Raw genomic sequence first — 327 nt, forward strand, 5'->3', positions numbered from 1 at the left:
GCTCTTGCTGCGGTAGCCCGTGGTCGGCAGGCGCAGGCGTTCCAGCGTGGCGAGTGCCAGCGGATTCACTTCGCCTTTCGGGTGGCTGCCGGCCGACCAGGCACGGAAGCGGCCTTGGCCCAGCTCATTGAGCAAGCCTTCGGCGAGGATGGAACGGGCCGAATTTCCCGTGCAGATGAACAGTGCGTTGTAGGTGGTGTCGGTCATGGCGTCAGCAGTTGCAGTTAGGGGATTCGGAAACCTCGCAGACGCCGCCCTGGCAGCAATGCTCGGTCAGGTAGCCGATCAGGCCGTTCATGTGACCGTACTCGGCGCGGTAGATCAGGT

Annotated in this window: 1 protein-coding gene; it reads right to left on the reverse strand. The window is 63.6% G+C overall.

Features of this window, described 5'->3' with window-relative positions; genetic code table 11:
- A partial coding sequence (locus JYB63_RS22725; protein ID WP_443983569.1) for an arsenate reductase/protein-tyrosine-phosphatase family protein occupies nt 1-207 on the reverse strand: 207 nt, incomplete at its 3' end.
- Between the last annotated feature and the right edge of the window lie 120 nt (nt 208-327).

It is taken from the genome of Aliamphritea spongicola, from assembly GCF_017051665.1.
GTDB lineage: Bacteria > Pseudomonadota > Gammaproteobacteria > Pseudomonadales > Balneatricaceae > Amphritea > Amphritea spongicola.